13 protein-coding genes, 1 tRNA gene and 1 pseudogene are annotated in these 16,694 nt (G+C 60.8%); 8 read left to right on the forward strand and 7 right to left on the reverse strand.

The genetic code is table 11. The features are described 5' to 3' along the window. Positions 1 to 136: 136 nt before the first annotated feature. Positions 137 to 454, forward strand: a pseudogene (locus HMPREF2975_RS13040) (acetylxylan esterase); the annotation flags it as partial. A 93-nt stretch (positions 455 to 547) separates the two neighbouring features. Here the strand turns inward: HMPREF2975_RS13040 and HMPREF2975_RS01950 are convergent. Both HMPREF2975_RS01950 and HMPREF2975_RS01955 read right to left on the reverse strand, forming a co-directional pair. Further along, positions 548 to 2,020 (reverse strand): arylsulfatase, encoded by a 1,473-nt coding sequence (locus tag HMPREF2975_RS01950; RefSeq protein ID WP_058237536.1) that lies wholly within the window; start codon positions 2,018 to 2,020, stop codon positions 548 to 550. Further along, on the reverse strand, positions 2,013 to 3,674 hold the full coding sequence (locus HMPREF2975_RS01955; protein ID WP_227469116.1) for a xylulokinase: 1,662 nt from the start codon (positions 3,672 to 3,674) through the stop codon (positions 2,013 to 2,015). The genes HMPREF2975_RS01950 and HMPREF2975_RS01955 overlap by 8 nt, the downstream gene beginning before the upstream one ends. A 230-nt stretch (positions 3,675 to 3,904) precedes the next feature. Here HMPREF2975_RS01955 and mgrA point away from each other — a divergent pair, with 230 nt between their 5' ends. Next, positions 3,905 to 4,975: an L-glyceraldehyde 3-phosphate reductase gene (mgrA, locus tag HMPREF2975_RS01960; protein WP_083314349.1), complete on the forward strand. Its 1,071-nt coding sequence runs from the start codon at positions 3,905 to 3,907 to the stop codon at positions 4,973 to 4,975. Between the two features lie 13 nt (positions 4,976 to 4,988). Beyond that, positions 4,989 to 5,972, forward strand: a complete 984-nt coding sequence (locus tag HMPREF2975_RS01965) for a PfkB family carbohydrate kinase (RefSeq protein WP_058237535.1) — start codon at positions 4,989 to 4,991, stop codon at positions 5,970 to 5,972. A 29-nt stretch (positions 5,973 to 6,001) separates the two neighbouring features. On the opposite strand, the gene HMPREF2975_RS01970 is transcribed toward HMPREF2975_RS01965, so the two are convergent. Next, the gene (locus HMPREF2975_RS01970; protein WP_058237925.1) at positions 6,002 to 6,991 is read right to left on the reverse strand and encodes a diaminopimelate dehydrogenase; all 990 of its coding nucleotides are present in this window, start codon (positions 6,989 to 6,991) and stop codon (positions 6,002 to 6,004) included. Between the two features lie 133 nt (positions 6,992 to 7,124). On the opposite strand from HMPREF2975_RS01970, the gene HMPREF2975_RS01975 reads away from it, so the two are divergent. Beyond that, positions 7,125 to 7,197, forward strand: a tRNA-Arg gene (locus tag HMPREF2975_RS01975). Here the strand turns inward: HMPREF2975_RS01975 and gluQRS are convergent. Genes gluQRS through HMPREF2975_RS01990 form a run of 3 tightly spaced genes read right to left on the reverse strand, consistent with a single transcriptional unit; the run spans position 7,163 to position 10,689 of the window. Beyond that, entirely contained in the window at positions 7,163 to 8,173 is a 1,011-nt protein-coding gene (gene gluQRS / locus HMPREF2975_RS11895; protein WP_074026223.1) for a tRNA glutamyl-Q(34) synthetase GluQRS, read from the reverse strand. The two genes, HMPREF2975_RS01975 and gluQRS, sit on opposite strands and share 35 nt — an antisense overlap. Before the next feature lie 28 nt (positions 8,174 to 8,201). After that, entirely contained in the window at positions 8,202 to 9,026 is an 825-nt protein-coding gene (locus HMPREF2975_RS01985; RefSeq protein WP_058237534.1) for a hypothetical protein, read from the reverse strand. A 16-nt stretch (positions 9,027 to 9,042) separates the two neighbouring features. Continuing rightward, positions 9,043 to 10,689 (reverse strand): L-serine ammonia-lyase, encoded by a 1,647-nt coding sequence (locus HMPREF2975_RS01990; RefSeq protein ID WP_082628618.1) that lies wholly within the window; start codon positions 10,687 to 10,689, stop codon positions 9,043 to 9,045. A 110-nt stretch (positions 10,690 to 10,799) separates the two neighbouring features. Here HMPREF2975_RS01990 and HMPREF2975_RS01995 point away from each other — a divergent pair, with 110 nt between their 5' ends. The 3 genes from HMPREF2975_RS01995 to ppgK all read left to right on the forward strand — a co-directional run bounded on the left by HMPREF2975_RS01995 (position 10,800) and on the right by ppgK (position 14,371). Then, a complete protein-coding gene (locus HMPREF2975_RS01995) occupies positions 10,800 to 12,053 on the forward strand; it encodes an ROK family transcriptional regulator (protein ID WP_082628617.1) in 1,254 nt (417 codons plus the stop codon). Positions 12,054 to 12,190: 137 nt separating this feature from the next. After that, positions 12,191 to 13,468: a CehA/McbA family metallohydrolase gene (locus HMPREF2975_RS02000; RefSeq protein ID WP_083314350.1), complete on the forward strand. Its 1,278-nt coding sequence runs from the start codon at positions 12,191 to 12,193 to the stop codon at positions 13,466 to 13,468. Positions 13,469 to 13,618: 150 nt separating this feature from the next. Next, a complete protein-coding gene (gene ppgK, locus HMPREF2975_RS02005; protein ID WP_058237923.1) occupies positions 13,619 to 14,371 on the forward strand; it encodes a polyphosphate--glucose phosphotransferase in 753 nt (250 codons plus the stop codon). Positions 14,372 to 14,374: 3 nt separating this feature from the next. Here the strand turns inward: ppgK and HMPREF2975_RS02010 are convergent, their stop codons facing one another. Then, positions 14,375 to 15,847, reverse strand: coding sequence for a mannitol dehydrogenase family protein (locus tag HMPREF2975_RS02010; protein ID WP_058237531.1), 1,473 nt, complete (start codon positions 15,845 to 15,847; stop codon positions 14,375 to 14,377). A gap of 121 nt (positions 15,848 to 15,968) precedes the next feature. Here HMPREF2975_RS02010 and mtnN point away from each other — a divergent pair, with 121 nt between their 5' ends. Further along, positions 15,969 to 16,691 (forward strand): 5'-methylthioadenosine/S-adenosylhomocysteine nucleosidase, encoded by a 723-nt coding sequence (gene mtnN, locus HMPREF2975_RS02015; RefSeq protein ID WP_058237922.1) that lies wholly within the window; start codon positions 15,969 to 15,971, stop codon positions 16,689 to 16,691. Positions 16,692 to 16,694: the final 3 nt, after the last annotated feature.

Here is a 16,694-nt window from a genome sequence, read left to right on the forward strand (position 1 = left end):
CCCCTCAGCGGCAAACTCTGTCGGCAAGTGCCAGGGCCGCATAGCGACGCCTGGACCGGATCATCACTGCCGGAGGAAGCTAGGGCGGCGGCCTCACAATTGCAGCGACCGCACTGAACCACCGGGTTTCGCAGCCATGCCGGACGTACCGTTCCTGTGCCACTTCGAACGCGCCGCTGGCATGACGGGACAGGAACCCTACGAGGAAATTTTCCGCTACCTGTCGATCATGCGCCACAAGGTGGCCACGGTGTTCACCACGCTGTCCAACTTCGACGCAGTGAACCTGGCGAAGAGAGTCACTGTCGGCACGCCGGCTCTGTTTTCAACAGGGGAGATGGATATGACCTGCCCACCTTCGACCGTGTTTGCGGCGCGAAACTGGTGGGGCAGGACTGACGCATCGCAGACCGGGGACGCCCCCGAAATCGTCGTCTACCCCTTCAATCAGCACGAAGGTGGCCAGATAGTGAAGGGAGCAAGCAGCTCACGTGGCTGCGCGCACTGCTCGACGAGTCATCGTCACCGAGCTCGCCACGCTAGCCGCCTACCGGCCCTCATCCAGCGGCGGATGGGGCTGAGTCAGGACGGCGTGAACAGGTCGCCCAGTCACCAGGTCTCCCTCGTCAACAAAACCTTCCTCACGACCTTCGAGTTCGGCAATGAGGTAGCCGCGCGCTTTCTTCAACGCTGACTCGTAGTGCGGATCTGAAGCAAGGTTGTGAAGCTCGTGCGGGTCGTCTGCCAGGTCGAAAAGCTGTTCGGTGCCCCACGATGAGTACCACACATACTTGAAATGCTCGTAGACAATCCATTGCAGTGACTGGCCGAATAACGTGTGCTCACCGTGGATGTAGGTGCGCCACGACGCATCCTGTCCACGCAGGAACGGTGCCAGTGACCGCCCATCCACGCCCTCAGGCACGGGTACGCCAGCCAGATCCAACAAGGTGGGCATCAGATCGCGAAGTTCGGTCAGCTGGTCGACGCGCGCTCCTGCAGGGATGCCGGGACCTCTCACGAGGAATGGCACGTGAGCGGACCCTTCGTAGGGGTATCCCTTGCGCCACAGATGGTGGTCGCCCATCATGTCGCCGTGATCGGAAATAAAGACCACATACGTGTTGGAGTCAACGCCGAATTCAAACAGAGCCTGCAGGAATCGTGACACCTGAGTGTCGATATGGGTCATATGTCCGAAGTAACCGGCACGCGCGCGATGCACGGACCGCGGATGATAGACGGCTGCAAGTGCTGTCGGATCCCAGGCGCGCTGCTCATCTTCCATGAGCTCATCAGCCCAGTCGCCCACGGGAGGATCAGTCAGCTCGGCCGAATCGTACTGCTCGAACGCCCATGCAGGCGGGTCGAGGGGCGCGTGCGGGCGGTGGAAGGACAGGTACAGGAAGAATGGACAGTCAGGATCGCGCCGGTACATCCAGCGGATCGCCTCACTGACAACCCAGTTCGTCGGATGGAGACGTTCTGCCTTGTCCCACGGACGGGCAACGATGGAATTGCATTCCAGGCCGGAATCAATGTAATCCTCGACAGCGTTTGCGCCCTCCTGGTCGCGCAGCCACGGCAGATAGTCGTCGTACCACGCCACATCGCGTGTGCGATCGCGTGAGACATGAAGGTAGCCGTCGTGCAACTGGACGTCGTCAAATCCGATTCGCGTGCGTTCGGGCCAGTAGTGCATTTTCCCGATCGCCTGCGTCTGGTAACCGGCCTCTTTCAGACACTGCGGCAAGGTGGGAGCCACGTCGAATGTGACGCCGTCCTGGTAGCCGACGCGTCGGTGCGACTGAGGACTCATGCCCGTCATGAGTGACATGCGCGCCGGCACGCATGTTGGAGCCGCGGAATACGTACGCGACATCTGCGCGCCCATCCCAGCCAAACGGTCCAGGTAGGGGGTCTGAACATCCGGATGGCCCAGACTGGAGAGGCAGTCACCCCGCCACTGATCGACACAAATCAGGACGATATTGGGACGCGAATCCTTTTGATCAGTCATTTGATTCGTGCTGCGAGTGAGTGGAGAGTGCCCGGCCGGCTTCCTGCTGAACACTGATGGCCGCCTGGTAGCGGGTCAGGAAGCGCTCGAAACCTTCTTCATCGCGGGCGACAGGATCAATGACCGAGGATTCGGTGTCGGCAAAGACGCGTTCGGCAAGATAGTCCGGCAGGGACTGAGCATCCCCATTGGCACGGTCTGCGCGGAACTTCGCCAGGATTGCGATGCCCCATGCTCCACCTTCGGCGGCGCTCTTTCCAACCGCAACGGGCACACCCAAAGCGCCAGCCATCAACTGCTGCGCGACGATCGGTGTCTTGAACAGGCCACCGTGAGCGAACAAGCGGTCCACCTGGACACCCTCGTCCTCAGTCAGAATGTTCATGCCCAGGCGCAGCACGGCGAACGGCGTCATGAGCTGTGTGCGCATGAAGTTTGCCAGGTTGAATGTGGAGGCAGGCGGGTTGACGAACATGGGTCGACCGGTTTCCACGCCGACGATCGGTTCGCCGGACAGGAAGTTGAAGGCGACCAGGCCGCCGCCGTCGGGATCGCCGGTCAGGCCATGCTCGTACAGCAGGTCGTAAACGCGTGGCTTGGGAATATCGACGCCGGCAATTTCAGCGAACTCGCGGAAGATCTTCACCCACGCATCCAGCTCACTGGAACCGTTGTTGGAGTGCACCATCGCAACCGGGGAGCCGTCGGGCGTTGTGACAGGGTCAAGCTCAATGTGCACCTTCTTCAGGGCTTTCTCAAGGACGACCATCGCGAAGATGGACGTGCCGGCCGAAACGTTACCAGTGCGCGGCGCGACAGCGTTCGTTGCCACCATGCCGGTGCCTGCATCGCCTTCAGGAGGACACATCGTGATTCCTGCTTCGAGGTTACCGCTGGGGTCGAGGAAGCGTGCGCCCTCGGCGGTAAGTTCACCTGCATCGTCGCCCGCTGCCAGAACTGTGGGCAGCAGGTCTGCAACGTCCCACTGGAAGCCTTTTTCTGCGACGAGGTCGTGGAACTGCTGCAGTCGCTCCTGGTCATAGTCAACGGTGGTGGAATCGATGGGGAACATGCCCGAGGCGTCGCCCACGCCCAGCACGTGACGACCCGTGAGACGTTCGTGGACGTAGCACGCGAGGGTCTGAATCTTCGCTACGTCCGTGACGTGCGGTTCCTCGTTGAGAATCGACTGGTACAGATGAGCAATCGACCAGCGCAGCGGAATGTTGAAGTCGAACAGTTCAGTGAGCTTTTCGCTGGCAGGCCCCGTGTTTGTGTTGCGCCACGTCCGGAACGGCACCAGCTGTTTGCCATCGGCATCGAAGGCCAGGTAGCCATGCATCATGGCGGAAATGCCGATCGCGCCGACGCGAGTCAGCGTGACGTCGAATTCCTTCTTCACGGTGTCGGCTAGCGCGCGGTAGGCGGTCTGCACGCCTCGTTCCACGTCGGCCAGCCCATAGGACCACAATCCGTCAACCAGCTTGTTTTCCCATTCGAATCCACCCTGGGCAATCACCTGGAAGTGTGAGTCGATAAGAACAGCTTTAATGCGGGTGGAACCCAGTTCAATTCCCAGCGCCGTGTGTGCAGCGTCAATATCTGCGCGTTGTTGTTCGTGCGAAGATTGTGCTTCCTGATCTGTCAAAGTCACGTCATACTCCCGGTTCCGACAGTCGTCATCGTGTCGAATCTTCATTAGTCGTCAGGGTCATTCGTGTGCGAATTCCTCACCAGTGTACGTTATTGCGCGCACATTGAAAGTCTGATTGACCAGTTGGTGTTAACGTGATCATCGCGGCAGTGGTTCGCAGATGCACACGCAGTGGGCCATACTGAAGACGAACAAACTGCTCAGAGCGGGAAAAGAATGAAGGCAGTCCAATGGTGAACACGCACATATCAGAAACTCCTATCGCACCACAGCAGATCGATCGCCCGTGGGCACCGGACCCTGACCGATACAGTGGGCCAGGTGCGCACTACCGGCGCTGCGGTGCATCTGGACTGGACTTGCCTGCCATCTCACTGGGTCTGTGGCATAACTTCGGTGATGACCACCCCATCAGTGTGCAGCGGGAGATTATTCGCACGGCCTTCGATCTGGGGATCACCCACTTCGACCTCGCCAATAACTACGGCGTACCGTATGGCTCTGCCGAAAAGAATTTCGGATACCACATGGACCACGACCTGCGCCCCTACCGCGACGAACTGGTCATCTCCACCAAGGCCGGCTACGACATGTGGGACGGTCCCTACGGGAAAGGCGGCGGTGGTCGCAAATACGTTCTCGCCTCCCTGGATCAGTCACTGCGCCGCATGCGTCTGGACTACGTGGACATCTTCTACTCACACTGCTTCGATCCGACCACGCCGCTGGAGGAAACGATCGGCGCCCTTGATCAGGCTGTGCGCTCGGGTAAGGCTCTGTACGCCGGCATCTCGTCGTATTCCCCGGCCGACACCGAACGCGCCGTTGCCCTGGCAGCGGAGGTACACCTGCCGCTGATCGTCCATCAGCCCCGCTATTCCATGCTGGATCGCTCGGTCGAATCCGGCCTCATGGACACCTGCGGTGAAAAGGGACTGGGCATGGCCGTCTTTTCGCCCCTTGCTCAGGGCCTCCTGACCGACAAGTATTTGGGTGACGAGGGTGTCCCTGTCGGATCGCGTATGCGTGAACAACGCTTCCTCCACACCGATGTACTGACCGAGGATCGAGTCAGCCATCTGCGGGCTTTGAATGAGCTGGCTTCCCAGCGTGGACAGTCACTGGCGCAGATGGCGCTCGCATGGTTGCTCAAAGATGAGCGCATCACCACGGTTCTGGTCGGTGCCTCATCGGCTGCTCAGTTGGCCGATTCGGTGAGCGCCCTCGACAATGCGGCATTCAGTGAGGACGAACTGGCACTCATTGACGAACACTCGCGCCAGGCATCGCTGGACAACTAGGAGCAGGATCGCCATGACAACGCAGCAGGTGGGTCGCGTCATCCACACCGGTCAGGTCGTCGTCGACCTGACCATGAATATCGACCACATTCCACAACCGTCCACGGAGATCTTTGCTGACGGATACGGGCTTGAAGTGGGCGGCGGTTTCAACGTCATGTACGCCGTGCGTCAGATGGGCATCATCGCTGAATACGCCGGCGGACTGGGAGTCGGGCCGTTGGCCGATATTGCGCGCGAACGTTTGGTACGCGAAAAAATCGTTGCCAGCGGGTATCGCGACACGACGATGGACACCGGAATCTGTGTGGCGATGACGGATCGCAACGCTGAACGCACCTTTGTTTCGACCCGCGGCGCTGAACTCAACACTCCACTGGACGCCTACGACGATATTCGACTGGGTGTGGGGGACGTCGTCTATATGACGGGGTATTCGCTGGTTGATGAAGCTCCCAAGGCCGCGCTGCTGCGGCTGATTGAACGGCTGCGCACGCACACGGTTAAGCAGTCGGCTGATTCCGATGAGAAACCCACGATCGTGTTCGACCCCTCCACGATGGTGGCTGACATCGACCGCGACACGTTGGAAGCCGTGGCATCCGTGCATCCGATCTGGTCACTCAATGCCCGCGAATCACGCATTGTTGCGGGCACGCTCGGTGTCGAGATTGACGAAACGGACGATGCCTCACAGCGTGCGCTGTCTTTGTCTGAAACAGTGGACGCGCCCGTCATTGTGCGTCAAGGCGGCAAGGGGGCGTTCGTTGCGGCGGGCGGCCGAGTCGAGACCATCGCGCCGCATGCGGTTGATGCCATTGACACGAACGGTGCGGGGGACACGCATTGCGGCGTGGTCTGCGCGATGCTGGCACGCGGAAGCGAGCTTAATGAAGCGGTGCGCGTCGCGAACGTGGCGGCGGCACTGTCAGTGACGCGGCGCGGCCCGGCAACATGCCCGAGCCTGGCCGAACTTACCGCCGCACTGTCGTCTTAACGGTGTCGCTCACCCACGCCCACGCTAGGTTACAGGAGCTGGGAACGCAGCTCCTCGGCGCTCAGCGGTGAATAGTAGGCGGGCGCAATATCGAAGACGGTCATTGCACCAGTGCGTCCCTCGCGGGCCAGTCGGGCAACCGCGCGGGCAGTAGCCGTCGCGAAAGCACCCGTGAACTGCGGGTTTGATTCAAGCGTCAGGCCGAAGGAGACAACCTGGCGCGCACCACCGGACGTGTGACCGCTGCGAATCACCTCTCCGCCGTGCGGCATGCCTGTGTGATCACGGTCGAACTCTTCACGGCTGATGAAGTGGACCGTGGTGTCGTAGTCAGCAAAGTAGTTCGGCATCGTGACGATCTCGCGTTCGATGCGTTCGCGGTCAGCCCCATCGGCCGCTACAACGAAACACTCGCGGGTGTGCTGCTCACGCGTGGTCAGCTCGAGTTCCTCTCCGGCACGAATCCGCTTGCTGTTTTCTTCGACCGGCACCGTGTACTGGATAGCGGTTTCGACACCCTCGATCCGCCGGATAGCATCGGAATGGCCCTGCGAAACGCCACGACCCCAGAACGTGTAGGTCTTCCCATCCGGCAGAGCGGACTGGGCGATAATGCGGGCCAGTGAGAACAAACCGGGATCCCAGCCGGTTGAAATCACGCTGAGGTGCCCCTCGGCGTCAGCGGCAGCATCAACGGCAGCAAAATACTCGGGAATCTTCGCATGAGTGTCGAAAGAATCAACCGTATTGAACAGTGCGGCAAACTCTGGACCCTGATCTGCCAGATCCGTAGCGGATCCGCCACACAGCACACACACGTCAACTTTGTCACGCCACTGAGGCGCATCACTCACAGCGACAGCTTCGCAGAATTGTGGCTTGATCGTCGCGGGATCGCGTCGTGTAAACACTGCGACCAGCTCCATATCCTCAGCGGCCTGAACTGCCTGCTCAACGGCCTTGCCAAGGTTGCCATACCCGTTAATTGCTACGCGAATTGGTGAATGCCCGTGTGTCATGGGTTGATAGTAGCCCGCACCACCTGCCCCCGCACCAGTGGTGTCCACACTGTGAATGTGGCGACGTTGACACCAATTCGATTTGAAGATCAGGCGCCTGACGGTCTAAAGTTAAGTTCAGCCAAACGGCACTGCGCTCGTAGCTCAATGGATAGAGCATCTGACTACGGATCAGAAGGTTGGGGGTTCGAGTCCCTTCGAGCGCGCAGCGGCCCCGCTCGGTGCGATCCACCGGTCGGGGTTTTGCTTTATTTGCGAGGGCGGCGTCACCATCCAGGGCTCTCGCGGCAAGGCGCGAAGCGCCGACAGATCCAACGCGTCAGAAAGATCATTGATCGAACGTGCACCGCGAACTCCCAGTGATTCACCGATCCACTCAATGACGTCGCTAACCGTCCACCCCAGCTTGCGCAGATCCGACAACGTCACCGCGCCATCGCGCTTCGCCAGGCGCTGACCGGTGCCTGCGGCGAGCGCCAACGGGACATGGACAAAATTCACCTGGTCGATTCCAAGCATGTCGGCCAGCGCTCCCTGCGCCGACGCCTGACTGAGCAGGTCGTCACCACGCGTCACCTGATCCACGCCCTGCGCCGCATCGTCCAGTACGACCGCCAGGTTATAGGCGGGCGTACCGTCGGAGCGCTGAATGACAAAATGATCGACCGGAGCGCGCACCTCACCGTAGAGCTCATCGTGAATGGTCCACTCATCCATCGGGGCGCGCAGCCGCAGCGCCGGACGCCTGCCAGATTCAGCCAGGGCCGCTCGGCGTCGCCCTCGTTCCGCATCACTGAGGTTCAGACACGTGCCGGGATAGTGGCCCGGCGGGCGGTGGGGAGCCGACGCAGCCTCACGAATATCGCGGCGCGAACAGTAGCACTCGAAAACCAGTCCCTGCTCCACCAGGTAGTCGATCGCGCGGCGGTGCACATCCAGGCGGGTTGACTGATACATGACTGGCGCATCCCACATCAGACCCAGCGCCGTCAGGTCAGCGATCTGCGAGTCAGCTGCTCCTGAGCGCACCCGGTCCAGATCCTCGATGCGTAACTTGAAACGCCGGCCCGTTGCCTTCGCCCACAGCCACGCCAGCACCGCGGTGCGCAGATTACCCACATGCAGATCCCCCGACGGAGAAGGCGCGAAACGTCCGGCTCCTGGGGTTTCCCCTTCAGTCATGCGTCCCTCCTTTCATTGTCGAGGGCGCCTAGCGGCCACTTCGATGCAACGTGATGGATGCCCATACGAACAGGAAGACCGCGACCAGGGCCAGCAGATGTAGCACCACGGTGAGCCAGTTCATCGGATGGGCGAATGTGCGATACGTGGCCCAGCCGTCCAGAACGAGAGCCGTCATCAGGTAGTACCAGCGGGCAGTGCGCAGGGGATTCGATGTCACTTCCGGGCGTGACGTCAAACGCGCGGCATACTCCTCAGGCGTGCCGAAATACTCCCACGGATCCAGGTCGTCGGCCTCACCCGGTCCAGTCAGGTGCGACTGGGCGTGTTGCAGGTCGGCACGTGCCAGACGCACCTGCGCCTCGGCTTCCTCCGGGGTCCAGAAGTGGGCGGCTCGCAGAACCCGCGAGGTGCGGACGTACCAGTTGTTTTGCCTGTGATCATTGTGCTCGTGGAGGGCGTCAGTCTCGCGCCACAACCCGATGCATACGATGATGACGCCGACGGCGAGGATACCGAGACGCGGAACCAGGACGCTGAGTTCATCGGGCACGCGCTGATCCACGATGTGAGCCAGTGCGATGATCATGCCGATTGCGGCGATGGCGCCGACAGACCACGCCACCATGTGCTGCCACAGACCCCGTACATATGACAGGGAAATGCCGTGCGCACAGGTCGCCACGAAGAAGACGGCGACGGCGATGAACAGGTGCCGGGTTTCAAATATGGTGGGTGCCATGCGCAGGCGCCATGTTCCCTCGCCAAGAAGTGACAACGCAATGATGACGATGCCGAGGATCAGGGTCGCGCCTTTCGCCACGCCCCAGTATCGCTTCGGTGGTGGAGCCATTTCGTCACCTTCTCATTCAGCATTCCACGACGTTGACGGCTAATCCGCCAGCTGACGTCTCTTTGTATTTCGACAACATATCGTTACCGGTTTGGCGCATCGTTTCGATCACGGCATCGAGGCTCACTGTGTGCCTCCCGTCGCCCCATAGTGCCATACGGGCTGCGTTGATCGCTTTGACGGCGGCAATCGCGTTGCGTTCAATGCATGGAACCTGCACCAAACCTCCCACAGGATCGCACGTCAACCCTAAAGAATGCTCCATGGCGATCTCCGCTGCATTTTCCACCTGGAGTGGTGAACCACCCAGAGCCTGAGCCAGTCCGGCTGCAGCCATCGCAGATGCTGATCCCACTTCACCCTGGCATCCCACTTCGGCACCAGCGATTGACGCATTCGTCTTGATCAGCGCGCCGATGGCCGTGGCTGCGAGCAGGAATTGGCGTATGGCTCGGGTGCGGCGCATACCCGAGCCGCCCTCGTCATCACTGGCGAACAGAGATGAGTCGACGCTGGGCGTAAACGTGGTGGCCCCCGCCTCAGGGCAATACGACACAAGGTATCCGAGCACGGCGGGGATGACGCCGGCTGCTCCGTTCGTCGGAGCAGTGACGATCTGGTGACCTGACGCATTTTCCTCATTGACAGCCAGTGCAAACAGGTTGACCCAGTCGATTGCGCGCATCGGATCGTCAGGTCGCTCGGCCCACGATGGTGCTGCAGAATTGCCATGCTGAGGGCGGTTACCTTGGGCGCACAGTTGAGTGAACAATGTGTGGGCGCGTCGACGCACATCGAGTCCGCCCGGCAGGATCCCGGTCGCGCTGATTCCCGCTTCGATGCAGCTGAACATCGTCGCGGCGATGCGGTCAATGTACCCGTCGACCATTTCGGTTGGACGCATCGACCGCTCATTGGCGTAGACGAGATCTGCGATGGACAGCTGCCGGGATGCGCACTGATCCAGCAGCTCGCGACCAGATGCAAAGGGATAGGGAGCCTGGCAGCCGTGAATGTCGGCAGCATCGGGAGCTACGAGGGATGTCACCTCCGGATGGGCGGTGTCATCGTTGGTTTGCATCATGACGAAACCGCCGCCGATGGAGTAGAAGGTGCGCCTGCGCGCAATGCGCCGATACATCTGGTCTGCCCACGCCGTGATGGTCAGCGCGTTGACGTGGTACGGCAGGATCGTTTCAGGTTCGAAACGAATATCGCGCGCGATGTCGAAGAACACGGAGCGGTGGGCGCCCACGGGCAAAATTCCTGTGCGGCTGACCGTGGGGAAGAGCGATTCGACGGTGGTGATGTTCACGGTTTCCGGGTCGTAGCCGGCCAGTCCCAACAACGTGGCTCGGTCGGTGTTGTGGCCTCGTCCAGTTGCTGCCAGCGACCCGTACAGGTCCACTGTGATTCGTTCGGGTGCAGTGTCGGTGTACTCCAGCTCGGTGGCAAAGGCCAGCCCCGCGCGCATCGGGCCAACCGTGTGGGACGAGGAAGGCCCAATCCCAATGCGAAATAGATCGAAGACCGACAGGGGGTGCGGCGCGTCCGCTGCACTGACGGCGCCGGCCAGGAGTGACGCAGGGGTAGGCTCTTCAGCCCCTCCCTGAGCGACAACTGCCTGCCCTCCGTTGAAATAATGGTCGTTAATCCTGTGCATAGGCCTATTGTGCCGCCTAATTGGACTTCAAGTTGCGTAAAGTAGTAGGTGATTATGTTTGTTGCTGCCACCGTTGCGGATGGTCGCTCAATAATCTCACGGAGGGGAAGATGAGAATCGGGACCAGTCTGGTAGAAGTTGGTCAATATAACGAAAAAGTTGTCCTAAATGCTTTAAGACGTCTGGGGCCTGCGAGCCAGCGTGATATTGCCGCAAGCACCCAGCTATCGGTTCAAACAGTGTCGGCAATCGTTCGTCACCTGCTGTCCATCGACGTCCTCAGGGAAATCGGTACGGACTTTCGTGGACGAGGGCGTCCCCACGTCATCGTTGATCTGGTCCCGGAAGCTGCCTACTCGATCGGCGTTCACGTCGATCCGGCGGTGACCAGCCTGGTTATGCTCGATATGAAAGGCCGTGTCGTTGCCTCCAGCGATTCCGATGAGCCAACCCTGGCTGATCCGGTTGAGGCGATGAAGCAGACTGCCGGAAGGATCCGGGAGCTGGCGGAACGAACCGGTGTTCCGGAAGACAGAATTGTCGGCGTGTGCATGGCAGTGCCTGGAGTTGTTGACGTGGCGAACGGATCGCTTAGGGAATCCGTCTGGCTTCCTGAATGGCAGGACGCGCCGCTGGGTGCACTGCTGGCGGAAGGGCTGGGAGCTGAAAAGCCCATTCCGGTTGTCAAAGACACGATTTCGGCATCGATCGGTGAATGCTGGGTGCGCGGTGGCGGCATCCTGGATTCAACGATGGTCTTCGTATACTTGGGTGCCGGAATCGGACTTGGCCTGGCGGTCGATGGTGAGCCGCTTGCCGGAGCGTCCGGTAACTCCGGTGAAGTGGGCACAATCCTGAAGACGCTGGGCATGTTCGAAGAGGATAGCGACGGTGGCCTCGACAACGATCCTGCTCTGCTTGTAGAGCGGGCTCACGGAAAGGGTGCCATCGACGGTGATCTTCCGCCGCGCGCCGACCACCACGCTGTGCGCGAAGCTCTGCACCAGGTGTGTGACAAGGCCGAAAATGGCAACCAGGAAGCACGCGACATCCTCCAGGCAGCTGCGCAGCGTATCGCAACTCTGACGGTGGGGGCAGTAGAACTCATTGATGCTGACCTGATCGTGCTGGGCGGTCCGTATTTCAAGGAACTGCAGCCCTACTACCAGAAAGCTGTGGAGGATCTGCTGGCGGAGTCCGCAACTCAGCGTCACCGTGACGTGCAGATCATGGAGTCGATTATGGACGAGGATGCCGGCGCCATCGGCGCGGCAGCCGTCGTTCTGGACCGCAGGTACACGCCACGTTCGCGACGCACGCGCATGGAGACGACGCCGGCAAAGGAAGCGACGCAGGAGGCGTAAGGCTCGACGCGGCGGGACTGCTCTGAAGCCATGCACCGCTTGACAAGTGATGTGTAACACATCACACTAAGTGTGGCGTCAGGGATGTTTCGCCGCGTCTCTGTCTGCATGTCGACGATTGGCGGAGGCGATCAGTGATGGCACCTGCTCAACGCACACTTGTTGAACGCACCTTCCACGTGACCCTGGCGGATCAGGCCGCCAACCGTTACCCGCGCGTCGAGTTCGAGGTTGATGGGTTCGACTCCATCGAAGCGACACTGAGTTTTTCGCGCGAAGGCGGCGCTGGTATCGACATGGGCTGCGAATCGCCGCAAGGTTGGCGCGGATGGTCCGGGGGTGCGCGCACCAGCTTCATCATTGCCCGTAGCGACGCCACGCCGGGCTACATTCCCGGTGACCTGGAGTCGGGCACGTGGGCAGTCGTCCTCGGACTTCATACTGTCCCTTCGCACGGGTGCGACGTGACGGTGTGCGTGCGCACACCCGCCAGCGGATCCATTGACCACGGACCGGCCGATGAGCCGATCCACCGTGAGGTGCGCGGCAGTGAACGCGGACTGCCTGCCCCGCCCGGACTGACGTGGTACGCAGGTGACCCGCATAATCACTGCCTGCATTCCGACGGGCAATTGTCGCTGTGGCAACTCGCGAACGAGGGCGTCGCCTCCGGCCTTGACTACCTCGGCTGCACGGATCACAACACAGTGAGCCACCATCCCCACTTGGCGGCTGTCAGTGCTCGCCACGGAATTACGCTGATTCCCGGTCAGGAGATGACGACTCACCGCGGGCACGCCAACGCGTGGGGCCAGGTCGGCTTTATCGATTTTCGCCAACCGGCGCAACGGTGGGTGGACGAAGCTGCTGAGCGTGACGCATTCATGTCCATTAATCACCCGGTGTCCGATGACTGCTCGTGGCTGCATCCACTGGAGACGGAACCACCAGGCGCGGAGCTGTATCACGGAAGCTGGTACCTGCGCCCGACTGACACCTCGATCCTGGCGTGGCATGCCCGCTGGAAACACGATGTGGTGGTGATGGGCGGAGGAGACTTCCATCATTACTCCACACCGCTGCGCCCCGGTATGCCGACCACATGGCTGGCAGCTGAAGAATGTACGCCCGAGGCACTGATCGACGCGATGAAAGCGGGACGTACTACCATCACAGCGGCGGCACGGATGGTCAGCGAAAATGAAGCACGTCCGATCCTGTTCGATATTCCGACAATGATTCGACTGGATGAAGACGGGATTATCGCTGTCGATGCGATCGGTACCGTTATGGTCGACCGTTTGGGGGAGCGCATCTGTGTCACCGACCAGAATCAACGCATCGCCGCGCCGCGCCGCTTTGGACCGTTCCGTCTGGAAGGAGCAGACCGCCGCGTACTGGCTCTGTGCGGGTGAGTGTGCTGCGCATAAAACCGCACCACGTGGCTGCCGAGTTCTGCACGAATGAGGCATAACGCGTTTGAAGATGTTCGCACTGAGGGCGACGTGGTGGAATAGTAAGATCGGTAAGTAAACAATCGTGGCATGAAGAGCGGAGCAGGTCCCATGGCTACCCAGGCATTTGGAATCGACATTGGTGGATCAGGCGTCAAGGGGTCACTCGTTGACCTGAAGATCGGGCGCGTCCTGCGCGACCCCATCACAATCCCCACACCTGCTCCGGCCACCCCGGACCACGTCATCGCCGCATGCCAACAACTGATCGACCAGTTTGACGTTGCAGACGACGTGCCCGTCGGCATTTCTTTCCCCGCACCGATCAAACACGGCGTGATCCCCTTCATGGCGAACCTTGACCAGGAATGGGTTGGCATCAACGCCGAGGAACGATTCTCCACTCAGCTGGGACGGCCCACCGTCGTCATTAACGATGCCGACGCAGCCGGCCTGGCAGAGGTTCGCTTTGGTGCAGGCGCCGGCGTAGGAGGCGTTGTCATTGTCACCACGCAGGGAACGGGCATCGGATCCGGCATGTTCATTGACGGCACACTGGTTCCCAACACCGAGCTGGGACACCTTGAAATTGACGGGCGTGACGCCGAGTCACACGCGTCAGCCCGCCAGAAGACGGTGTACAACCTGACGTGGGAGCAGTGGGCAGAGCGTCTCCAGCGCTACTACTCGCATGTCGAAATGCTCTTTTCACCTGACCTGTTTGTCGTAGGGGGCGGCGTGTCGGAAAATCACGACAAGTTCCTGCCGTTGCTGGACCTGAAGACACCGATCATTCCGGCGAAGCTGGGTAACCTCGCCGGAATCATCGGAGTTGCGTGTGCTGCCGGTGAGGCAGCCCGCTAAGCGTCAGTTCGCCTGAGCAATCAGCTCACGCATGACGGCGCGGGCACCGTCGCGCCGAATTGCGTGCAGCCAGTGTTCGAAGCGATCCGCAAACTCACTGGTTGATTCCAGCTCGCCGAACAGGCGGGCATCGCTCAGCAAAGCGCGCGTATTTCCGGCCTTTTGCTGCTGCGCCAGCGAGATCAGGCGATCCCGATACTGGTCGTTGATGGTGATCGGCGCGCCGTCCTCGTCGTTGCCTTCCAGTGTGAGCGCCCACGCCGCACACATCGCCGCACCCAGATCAACCGGGCGACCCTGCTCGATGCATCCGCGCAGAGCCGGCAGAACGAATTTGGGCACGCGGTCCGATGCGTCTTCGGCCAGACGATTCAGCGTGTCAGCAATGGCGTGATTGGTGAAGCGCTCGAAAAGCGTATCGACATACTGGTCGAGGTTGATGCCCGGCACGGGGCGCAGGGTGGGCAGCGCTTCACGCTCCAGGTAGGCGCGCGTCACAGCTTCAATGTCCGGATCTTCAGCGGCCTCATGCGCGTAGGTCATTCCCAACAGGCGGCCCCAGTGTGCGAGCATCTGGTGGGCGGCGTTGAGCAGGCGGAGCTTCATCAGCTCGTAGGGCACCACGTCCGTGACCATCTGGGCGCCGACTTCTTCCCACTGCGGGCGGCCTGCCGGGAACTTGTCTTCAATAACCCACTGAATGAACGGTTCAGCGCCAACCGGCCACGCATCTTCGATCCCCCACTGCTGTTCGACCAGTTCGCGATCTTCGTCAGTGGTCACGGGCGTGATCCGGTCGACCATGCAGTTCGGGAACGCAACATTGTCGTCGATCCACTGCGCCAGCTCCTGATCCGACAGTGCTGCCTGCCCACAGGCTGAATCGTGCGCAATGTGACCGTTGCCCGGCAGGTTGTCGCACGACAGTACGGTGAACGGTTCAATTGCGCGCTCGCGGCGCAGCCTGAGTGCCTCGACGATCAATCCGAATGGCGTGTGAGGCGACTGAGGTGACTGACCGTCCTCACGCGCAGCGTCATCCGGGGCGAATTCACCGGTCGCATCATCGATCGGGTAGCCTCCCTCGGTGATCGTCAGCGACACAATGCGGGTCGAGGGAGCTGCAAGCACGTCGAGCACTGCCTGAGTATCGTCTACCGCCAGCATGTGATCCATGATCGAGCCGATCACGCGCGCATCGTACGAGCCATCGGGTGCTTTGAGGACCAGAGTGTACATGCAGTCCTGCGCATGCAGAGCATCGTGCATACGTCGGTCTCGCTCCAGCACGCCTACACCGCAGATGCCCCACTCCGGCACGTCATCATCATGCTGACGCAACAGTTCATCAAGGTAGGCGGCCTGGTGAGCTCGATGAAAGTTTCCCATTCCGAAATGCACGATCACATTGCGTGGCTCGGATTTCGGTGAGCGTGAGTATGTGGGTGCAAGATCGCTGTGCGCGGGTAACGTCATCTGTGGCTCCCTCTGATCTTAAACTTGGAGATTTTTCCGTTGTCCCTGACATTTCCAGTGTAGGACACACGTATATCCAAAGGTGGCGGCAGGATTGCAGGCCGGCGATAATACGTGCGTGATGATCTTTATCCAGTGCGCCATGGCGATGGAAGCAGCACCGTTTGTCGACCAGCTTGAGCCAGGCGCCACCCGCCACATTATCGGCCATGCTGACACTCACCAGCAGGTCTTTACGCGAGGGACACTGCGCGGCCACGACGTCGTGGTGGTCGAATCCGGTATCGGCCTGGCGAATGCTGCGAGCGCCACAGCCCGCGCACTCACATTCGTCGAGGACCCGGCGACTGCGTTAGTCGTTGTTGCCGGAACATGCGGTGGCCTGGATGAGGAAGCCCAGGTGGGTGACGTCATCGTCGGTACCAGCACCGTGTATTCCAGTGCCGATGCCACAGAATTCGGGTACGCACCCGGCCAGATTCCGCAGATGCCTCCGGAATACACTGCAGGGCAGCGCGCTGCGGCATGTGCCGCCCGTGTCGAGGGTGTGTGCGCCGGCCAGGTCATTTCCGCCGATTCATTTGTCACCGCGCGCACTGTCCACACTGTTCGCACTCGTTTCCCTGCAGCGCTGGCGACCGACATGGAAACAGCCGGTGTAGCTCAGGTCTGTTTCGGCACACGCACCCCCTGGATCAGCATGCGGGCGGTATCCGACCTGTGCGGCCCGCAGGCCGGCCAGGACTTCCACATGGACGGCGACAAGGCCGCGCGCATCTCTGCCGCAGCGGTATGTGAGCTGCTCGACCTGATCGGCGGCACTCAGGTGGATCAGGCACAATAGTCG

The organism is Actinomyces sp. HMSC065F12, from assembly GCF_001814535.1.
Classification (GTDB): Bacteria; Actinomycetota; Actinomycetes; order Actinomycetales; family Actinomycetaceae; genus Pauljensenia; species Pauljensenia radingae_A.